This window comes from Methylobacterium sp. WL116 (assembly GCF_008039455.1).
Lineage (GTDB): Bacteria > Pseudomonadota > Alphaproteobacteria > Rhizobiales > Beijerinckiaceae > Methylobacterium.
The window spans coordinates 1-8,101 of record NZ_VRUV01000183.1 but is presented as its reverse complement, the minus strand read 5'-3'; the positions used below and the strand labels follow the sequence as shown (position 1 = coordinate 8,101).

At 70.8% G+C, this 8,101-nt stretch carries 9 protein-coding genes; 3 read left to right on the top strand and 6 right to left on the bottom strand.

The window, feature by feature from the left end; all coding sequences use genetic code 11:
• The 6 genes from FV223_RS14435 to FV223_RS14410 all read right to left on the bottom strand — a co-directional run.
• Positions 1 to 1,293 (bottom strand): MFS transporter (locus FV223_RS14435; RefSeq protein WP_147727693.1); only part of this gene is annotated, 1,293 nt, incomplete at its 3' end.
• Between the two features lie 78 nt (positions 1,294 to 1,371).
• The gene (locus tag FV223_RS14430) at positions 1,372 to 2,112 is read right to left on the bottom strand and encodes an NADPH-dependent F420 reductase (RefSeq protein ID WP_147727692.1); all 741 of its coding nucleotides are present in this window, start codon (positions 2,110 to 2,112) and stop codon (positions 1,372 to 1,374) included.
• Entirely contained in the window at positions 2,102 to 3,031 is a 930-nt protein-coding gene (locus tag FV223_RS14425; RefSeq protein ID WP_147727691.1) for an aldo/keto reductase, read from the bottom strand. The genes FV223_RS14430 and FV223_RS14425 overlap by 11 nt, the downstream gene beginning before the upstream one ends.
• Before the next feature lie 111 nt (positions 3,032 to 3,142).
• Entirely contained in the window at positions 3,143 to 3,481 is a 339-nt protein-coding gene (locus FV223_RS14420) for a hypothetical protein (RefSeq protein WP_147727690.1), read from the bottom strand.
• Positions 3,482 to 3,547: 66 nt separating this feature from the next.
• Complete coding sequence (locus tag FV223_RS14415; RefSeq protein WP_147727689.1) at positions 3,548 to 3,994, bottom strand: CHRD domain-containing protein; 447 nt, start codon at positions 3,992 to 3,994, stop codon at positions 3,548 to 3,550.
• A gap of 114 nt (positions 3,995 to 4,108) precedes the next feature.
• Positions 4,109 to 4,537 carry a helix-turn-helix transcriptional regulator gene (locus tag FV223_RS14410; protein ID WP_147727688.1) on the bottom strand — a complete coding sequence of 143 codons (429 nt, stop codon included), beginning with the start codon at positions 4,535 to 4,537 and terminating at the stop codon, positions 4,109 to 4,111.
• Positions 4,538 to 4,778: 241 nt separating this feature from the next.
• Here FV223_RS14410 and FV223_RS14405 point away from each other — a divergent pair, with 241 nt between their 5' ends.
• The 3 genes from FV223_RS14405 (at position 4,779) to kdpA (ending at position 7,956) form a co-directional block, all read left to right on the top strand.
• Positions 4,779 to 5,870 carry an acyltransferase gene (locus FV223_RS14405; protein WP_147727687.1) on the top strand — a complete coding sequence of 364 codons (1,092 nt, stop codon included), beginning with the start codon at positions 4,779 to 4,781 and terminating at the stop codon, positions 5,868 to 5,870.
• Between the two features lie 254 nt (positions 5,871 to 6,124).
• Positions 6,125 to 6,226, top strand: coding sequence for a K(+)-transporting ATPase subunit F (locus tag FV223_RS14400; RefSeq protein ID WP_210246746.1), 102 nt, complete (start codon positions 6,125 to 6,127; stop codon positions 6,224 to 6,226).
• Between the two features lie 14 nt (positions 6,227 to 6,240).
• Entirely contained in the window at positions 6,241 to 7,956 is a 1,716-nt protein-coding gene (gene kdpA, locus FV223_RS14395) for a potassium-transporting ATPase subunit KdpA (RefSeq protein ID WP_147727686.1), read from the top strand.
• Positions 7,957 to 8,101 lie beyond the last annotated feature (145 nt).

Below are 8,101 nucleotides of genomic sequence, written 5' to 3'. Positions count from 1 at the left end.
CTCCTGCGCCCGCCCGAGCCATAGGCTGTTGACGAGCCAGGCCGCCGAGAGCGGCACCGCCACCACCGAGGCCGCCGCCGCGCCGAACCCGAGCGCCCCGAGGCCGGCATAGGACCACGCGCCGGCCTGGTCGCCCAGGCGGTAGACCACCGTGTCGATGAAGCTCTTGGCCTTGTAGCGGTCCTCCCGCGGCACCACCGTGAACAGCACCTCGCGGATCGGCCGGCTGATCGCGAAGTTGCCCGCCCGCCGCAGCACCTGGAAGCCGACGATGGCGGCGATGGACGGCGCCAGCGCCAGCAGCCCGAAGCCGAGGATGCTCAGCGCGGGCAGGATCGCCAGGGTGAGCCCGACGCCGATCCGGCGCACGATCCGCCCGGTGAGGAAGAACTGCACCCCCAGCGTCAGCACGTTCACCGCCAGGTCGACGCCGGCGAAGAACGCCGTCTGCGCCGCCCGGTCGGGGAAGCTCGCCTTGGCGATCGCCGCCTGCTGGAAATACAGGTAGGTCGAGGTCACCGAGAACAGCAGCAGGAACAGCGAGATGTTCAGGAGGTAGGGCGAGGCGAACGTCCGGGTGACGCCGGCGAACACGCTGCCGCCGATCACCTGTCCCGTCCCCTGCTCCGGCCCGCCGGACGGCGCCTGCCGCAGCCGTTCCGACAGGCGGGCGAGCCCGCGCATGCTGAACACGGCGCATTCGAGCAGCGCGACCGCGCCGAGCATCAGGCCCCAGGTCGGCACGGTCTTGGCGAGCAGCGCGGTCGTCGCCGAGCCGGCGATCGCCCCGAGCGTCGCGCCGGCCGCGATGAAGCCGAACAGGCGCTTGCCCTGGCTCGTCGAGAACACGTCGACGATGGTCGCCCAGAAGATCGACACCACGAACAGGTTGAAGATCGAGAGCCAGACGAAGAACACCCGCCCGATCCACACGTCCCAGTCCGGCGGGGCGAGGTAGAGCGCCAGCGCGAACAAAAGGATGTTGGCGCCGAAGAACCGGTAGGTCAGCGGCACGAAGCGCGCGCGCGGCATGCGCTTGACCAGCCAGGCGAAGGGCAGGTTCAGCGCCAGCATCCCGACCAGCGTCGCCGTGAACAGCCAGGGCAGGTTCTCGATGCCGCCGGCCACGCCCATCTGGTCGCGGATCGGCCGCAGCACGTAGTAGGCGGCCAGGATCGAGAAGATGTAGGCCCAGGACCAGGCCAGGGCCGGCCCCTCTCCGGGCCGGACGCCGATCAGGCGCGCGAGGGCGTTCGAAGGCGCGGCCTCGCTCGGCGGCGTTGCGTGATTCATCGGGTCAACTTGTTGCAAGGACCGGCTCCGACGCGCCCTCCCCCGCAGAGGGGAGAGGGAGTTGCCCGGTGGCCATCGTCACGGCGTCAGCCCGAGGGTCTTGCGCAGCTCCGGCGCGGTCTTCTCGTGGCCGAAGCCCGGCGAGCCCATGGCGAACTTGCTCGCGTCCTTCAGGCCGCCGACCACCACCGGGTCGAAGCCGGCATCGTGCACGAGGCCCTCGGCGACCTTGAGGGCGCTGGCGTCGTCGCCGGCGATCGGGATCGCCATGCGGCCGCCGGCCCGGTCGGCCCCGCCGTTGGCGCCCTCCTTGGCGAAGACCTTGTAGTTGGCGGCGTTGAACGCCCGGACGAGCCTGGCGCCGGGGAAGTACTTCTCCGAGGTGGCGCCGATGCCGTTGGCCTGGACCTCGTCGTAGAGCTCGCCGTCGCGCGCCTTGGTGGCGTTGCCGGCATCGAGCACGACCTTGCCCTTGAGCGCGGCGGCGTAGGATGTCGAGAGCTCCGGATAGGCCTTGTACGGCACCGCCACGAGCACCGCGTCGCCGAAGGCGATCGCCTCCTCGGGCGTGCCGGCCTTGGCCTTGCTCCCGAGGGCCTCGATCAGGGCCTTCAGGGTCTCGGGATGGCGGGAGGAGAACATCACCTCGTGCCCGTCCTTGACCCAGAGGCTCCCGATCGTGCCGCCGATGTTGCCCGAGCCGATCACGCCGATCCGGATTTTCTTGGATGCTTCCTGCGCCATCGCCGGAAACGCGAGGCATGCGAGGCCGGCGATGAGCGCGGCACGACGGGAAAGTCCCAAAAGGTCAGAGCGCATCGATGAAGGCCTCCATTCGTTTCCGCTCGGCCGCGTCGGGCAGGCGCCCGCGGGCTGCGGCGAGGTTGTCCTCGACGTAGGCGACCTTCGCCATGCCGGGGATCGGGCAGGTCACGGCCGGGTGGCCGAGGACGTATTTCAGGAAGAATTGCGGCCAGGTCTCGCAGCCGAAGCCCTTGGCGAAGTCCGGCACCGCCTTGCCCTGGACCGCCTTGAACAGGCGGTCGCGCCCGAACGGCACGTTGACCATCACCGCCTGCCCCCGGTCGGCGGCGAGCGGCAGGATGCGCTCGGCGGCCTCGCGGTTGTCGATCGCGTAGTTGACCTGGATCGCGTCGAGGGTCTCGCCGCGCATCACCCGCTCCAGCCCGTCGAACTGCCCGTCGCGCCAGACCGTGACGCCGAGGTAGCGGATCCGCTTCTCGGCCTTGAGGTCGCGCAGCACCGCGAGGTTCTCGGTCGCGTCGATCAGGTTGTGCACGGCCAGCAGATCGATCCGCGCGACCTTCATCCGCGCCAGCGAGCGCTCGAACTCGGCGCGCGTCGCCTCGCGGCCGGTGGTGTCCACCTTGCTCGCCAGGAACACCTTCTCGCGCAGGGCCCCGTCCGGGAGGATGAGGCCGAGCACGTCCTCCGCCGTGCCGTAGCTCGGGGCGGTGTCGATCACCGATCCGCCGAGCGCCACGAAGCGCTCCACCGCCGCCCGCAGCGGCGCGACGGCGTCCGGCGTCGGCGCGACCTCGTAGCGGCGCGAGGTGCCGATGCCGACCACCGGCAGCAGCTCGCCCGTCGACGGGATCGGCCGGCGGATCAGCGCCTCCTCCGCCGCGAGGGTTTGGGCCAAGGGTAGCAGCCCGGCGGCGGCGATCAGCGCGCGGCGGGACAGGCGGCTGGGTGCGGAAGAGGCTGCGAGAGGCATCGCGGAAGGCTCCGTGGCGCAAGGCGTGCCGGGACTCAACTAGGGCAACCGTGAGTAAGCGCCCGCCTTTTCTCGATTGTGACTCCGCGAGCCGTTCGGGCGGCTCTGCGATCAATCCTCTTCCGGCGGATCCTCGAACTCCGCGCCCTCCGTGTCGGGGGCGATGCGGAACCGGTACTCGTCGATGGCGAGGAACGCCCGGTGCACCGCCTGCGGGTCGAGGCCGTCGCGCACCACCAGGGTCTGGAAGTCGATGAACAGGCGGGCGATGCGCGCCTCCCCCGTCAGGGCTTGGAGGGCCGAGGAGCCGGCCCCGCCGCGCATCATGAAGCGCTTGGCCGCGCCCTCCGTGTCGGGGAGGGGCAGCACCGCGACCTGGCCGGCGGTGTCCGGGCGCAGCTCCGCCCAGCGCGCCGGCGTCCAGGCGATGATGGCGTCCGATTGCTTCACCGACCGAGCCTCCGCATGCCGTCCCCCGGCGAGCGGCCTACAGAAAGCGCGCGGCCCGGAAAAGGCCTACGGCGCGCGCACCACCTGCCCGCGGATCTCGCCCTTCGGGTTCGCGGCGGTGTGGAGGTTGACGTAGATCTTGCCCGCGACGAGGTCGGCCGCCTTGGCGTCGTCGATCGTGGCCGAGCCCTCGAACGGGCTGGCGGCGGCGGTCACCGGGATCAGCACGCCGGCATTGGCGCCGGCCTCGGCCGGACCATGGAAATGCGCGGCCGTCACGGGCCCGGTCAGCCCATTGTAGCTGCCCTTCCAGGTCAGCGTCTTGCTCGCCGGATCGTAGGTCGCCGAGACCTCTCCGGTGCCCTTGCTGTCGTTGGCGGGCACTTCCGAGCTTGCCTTCAGCGCAGCCCGGTACGCCAGGCCTTCGGCTGCCGACGCCCCGGAGACGGTCGCGGACAGCGCGAAGGCGGACAGCGCCAATGCGGCGAAGCCGCCGCGGACGGTGCGGATCATCGGATCCTCCCTTTCGGCAAGCCGGCGTGGCTCGCATCCGGGAAGATAGGCGCATCGGAGCGCCCGGCGATCACGTTGTCGCGTGCGGCCGGCGCCGTGGCGTCGGCCCGCGTGTCAGGCGATGTCGGAAGCGGACGCGTCGGGCGTGCTGGCGCGGGCGATCCGGGCGGCGGACTTCACCATCGCCAGGACGTCGCGGCGCATCTGCAGGTCGGCGATCGCGGCGTAGGCCTTCAGCAGCTCCGCGGCGCCGGCGATGCCGAGGAAGGGCAGGCTCGTGCCGTCCTCGAAGCTGCGGGCCTCGCCGGGCTCGCTCTCGAAGAAGGTCGAGACCGGGACGCCGAGATGGTCGGCGATCGTCTGCAGGCGGCCGGCGCCGACGCGGTTGCGGCCCTTCTCGTACTTCTGGACCTGCTGGAAGCTTACCCCCAGCGCCTGGCCCAGGGCGGTCTGGCTGATCCCGCGGGCGGCCCGAAGCACCGCGATGCGGTTGCCGACGGTGTGGTCGGCATCGGTCGGCTTCTTCTGTTCCGCGGTCGTCATGGGGCTGGCGTCACAGGGTTCGTGCTGTCGGGCGGGATGCCCGGATGTGCGGTGTAACCGGCGCTCTCGGAATATAATCAAGAGGAGCACTGTAATCGTGGTATCAATCTATACCTTTCCAACGGTGCAGCCACGCTTTTTTCGAATGGCCGGTATCCCGCACGGCAGGGGTCGACGTTTCTTAAGGCAACCGCGCTGTCATGGCGTGACGGGAACGCGTTGCGGAAAACGTACCTAAAGTATGTCGATTGATTCGGGCAACACCCCCGTCCGCCCCATCGGCCGAATCCGATCCATCGACGCCCTGCGTGGTCTCGCCGCAACGATGGTGATGCTGCACCATTACCTCTTCAGCTACGAAGGCCGCATCGGGCCGCATGTCGACCGCGTTCCGAGCTTCGCCGCCGGGCATTTCGGCGTCGAGCTGTTCTTCATCCTGAGCGGTTTCGTGATTGCCGGTACGCTCGGGCGGACGCCGTCCCTCGGAGACTACGCCGTGCGGCGGGTCGCGCGGCTGTATCCCGCCTTCCTCGTCTGCTCGGGGGTCACGCTGGGGATCTTCGCCCTCGGCGGCCCGAATCCCGTGGGGATCACGCCGGGCGCGGCCCTCGCGGGTCTGACGATGCTCAGTTCGCTGATCCGGGTGCCGCCGATCGATCCGTCCCACTGGACGCTGACCTACGAGGTCGCCTTCTACGCCCTCGCCGCCCTCGCCCTGATCCATAGGGGCCCGGCGACCGATCCCGGGCTGCGCCTGGAGCGGATCTGCGCCGGATGGCTCGCCGCGGCGTTCGTCGGCACGCTGGTCCTTCCGGTCCGGACGCTGCAGGTGGTCGTGCTCCTCAACCTTCCCTTCGCGCTGCTGTTCGTGATTGGGGCGATGCTCGCGCGCCTCGCGGCGGGCGCGCTGACCCCCCTCGGCCTCGGGGCGCTCGCCGCCGTGTTCGGCTTCACCGCCCTCGGGCCCGCCGTCGACTACGGCGGCGTCGGGACGGGCTTCTATGTCCTGCTCGTGCTCGGCTTTGCCGGCACGGTCCTCGCCGCCGCGACCGGGCGGCTGCCCTGGCTCGGCTGCGCGCCCCTGGTTTTCCTCGGGGCGATCTCCTACCCGCTCTACCTCGTCCACCAGATCCTCGGCTACGCGATCATCCGGGCGCTGGAGGCCGGCGGATGGTCGTCCGGATCGGCGATCCTCGCGGCCGTCCTCGCCTCGGTCGGGCTCGCGACCGTGATCCGCTACGCCGTCGAGACGCCGGGACAGCGCGCGATCCGCCGCGCCTTCGACCGGACGCGGTCGTCCGTGCCCGACACCGCCGAGCCGGCCCGATCCTGATGGGATCCTTATGGATTCGGCGCCGCCTCCCTCTCGCATTCCTACGGCGCGTCCGGCCACTCTGACGATCACGGCAAGCAGGTCGCCGGGGCGGATCGGTCGAAGCGGACCGGTCGGCCCACGACCGCGTTGCCGGCTCCTCGTCGTCCGGACGCCCGCCATGCTCGACCTCGTCTTCCTCGCCGAAGGCCTCGCCTTCTTCGCCCTCGCGGTCGGCTATGCCGGCCTGTGCGCGCGCCTGTGAGGGCCCCGCCATGCCCTACGGCCTGTCTCTCGACCTGACCCTCGGCGCCCTCGTGACGGTCGGCCTCCTCGCCTACCTCGCCTACGCCCTCGTCCGCCCCGAGCGGTTCTGAAGGACACCAAGCCCATGACCGTGAACGGCTGGATCCAGATCGCGCTCTTCTGCGCGGTCGTGCTGGCGCTCGTGCGCCCCCTCGGCGGCTACATGACCCGCGTGTTCGCGGGCGAGCGGACGTTGCTCTCGCCCGTGCTCGAGCCGATCGAGCGCGGGCTCTATCGCCTGGCCGGCATCGACCGGACCCACGAGCAGCACTGGCTCGCCTACGCCACCGCGATGCTCGTCTTCCACGCGGCCGGCTTCGTGCTGCTCTACGGCCTGCTGCGGCTGCAGGCGGCCCTGCCGCTGAACCCGGACGGGCAGGGCGCCGTGGCGCCGGACCTCGCCTTCAACACCGCGGCGAGCTTCGTCACCAACACCAACTGGCAGTCCTACGGCGGCGAGACCACGCTCTCGTACCTGTCGCAGATGCTGGGGCTGACCCACCAGAACTTCCTGTCGGCCGCGACCGGCATCGCCCTGGCCGTCGCCCTCGTCCGGGGATTCTCGCGGGCCTCGGCGCGGACGGTGGGCTCGTTCTGGGTCGATCTCACCCGCTGCACCCTCTACCTGCTGCTGCCGCTCTGCGTCGTGTTCACGCTGTTCCTGGTCTGGCAGGGCATCCCGCAGACCTTCGGCGGCGCCGTCGCGGCGACGACGCTCGAGGGCGCGCAGCAGACCATCGCGGTCGGGCCGGTGGCGAGCCAGGTCGCGATCAAGATGCTCGGCACCAACGGCGGCGGCTTCTTCAACGCCAACGCCGCCCACCCGTTCGAGAACCCGACCGCGCTGTCGAACTTCGTGCAGATGGTCTCGATCTTCGCGATCGGCGCCGCGCTCACCAACCTGTTCGGCCGCAGCGTCGGCGACGAGCGTCAGGGCTGGGCGATCCTGGCCGCGATGGCCGTGCTGTTCGGGGCCGGGATCGCGGTCACCTACGGCGCCGAAGCCGCCGGCAGCCCGGTCCTGAACGCGCTCGGGCTTCCCGGCGGCAACATGGAGGGCAAGGAGATCCGGTTCGGGATCGTGGCCTCGGCGCTGTTTGCCGTCGTCACCACCGCCGCCTCCTGCGGCGCGGTCAACGCCATGCACGACTCGTTCACCGCGCTCGGCGGCATGATCCCGCTGATCAACATGGAGCTCGGCGAGATCATCGTCGGCGGCGTCGGCGCCGGGCTCTACGGCATGCTGGTCTTCGTCATCGTCACGATCTTCGTCGCCGGGCTGATGGTCGGGCGCACGCCGGAATACCTCGGCAAGAAGATCGAGGCGCGCGAGGTGAAGATGGCGATGCTCGCCATCCTCTGCCTGCCGCTGATGATGCTCGGCGGCACCGCGCTCGCCACCGTGGTCGCGGCGGGGCTCGCGGGGCCCGCCAATGCCGGCCCGCACGGCTTCTCCGAGATGCTCTACGCCTTCACCTCGGCGGCGGCCAACAACGGCTCGGCCTTCGGCGGGCTGACGGCGAACACGACCTTCTACAACACCACGCTGGCGGCCGGCATGCTGGTCGGGCGGTTCTTCGTGATCGTCCCGGCGCTCGCCATCGCCGGCGCGCTCGCCGCCAAGAAGACCGTGCCGGCCTCGTCCGGAACGTTCCCCACCGACGGCGGCCTGTTCGTCGGGCTCCTCGTCGGCGTGATCCTCATCGTCGGCGGCCTGACCTTCTTCCCGGCGCTGGCGCTGGGGCCGATCGTCGAGCACCTCGCCGGCGGCCTCGGCCAGACCTTCGCGGCGGGGGGCTGACCCGTGGGCCGCACCCTCCTCCACGCCGCCCCCCGCACAGCACACCGCCCCTTGCCGCGGCGCTCGACAAGGCTTGAGCGTCACGGCCTGAGGCTCACGCCGCCGGCGCCTTCTCCCGGTCGGCCCCGCGCGACACCTTCAGCAG